1 protein-coding gene is annotated in these 266 nt (G+C 40.2%); it reads right to left on the bottom strand.

The window, feature by feature from the left end:
• Positions 1-231, bottom strand: a 231-nt coding sequence (locus C6N31_RS47390; RefSeq protein ID WP_198359726.1) for a pepsin-like aspartyl protease, incomplete at its 3' end; no start/stop codon positions are given.
• Positions 232-266: the final 35 nt, after the last annotated feature.

The raw sequence follows: 266 nt of genomic DNA, 5'->3' as shown, positions 1-266 counted from the left end.
GCCTGTATCAAATATTACTGTGAATTTTTGTGGTGGAGTGCCAATGCCAATTTCTCCGAAATATTGAGCATCCATGTAATTTTTCAGTGATACTATGTCAGTAGCATCTCCAGCTTCACCTGCCTTCCCTCTTAGATGATACTTCCTAACATAGCTTCCCCAAGAAGCTCCTTCCTTGGACTGAAGCCTGGCAGCTAGTTGATTACTTCTATCCAAATTGATCTTCTTCAACCCAACTCTTACGAATTGTCCATCATAAAAAGAAA

This window comes from Streptomyces fildesensis, assembly GCF_016107395.1.
In the GTDB taxonomy this organism is placed as follows: domain Bacteria; phylum Actinomycetota; class Actinomycetes; order Streptomycetales; family Streptomycetaceae; genus Actinacidiphila; species Actinacidiphila fildesensis.
This window is presented reverse-complemented; position numbering and strand designations above follow the sequence as displayed.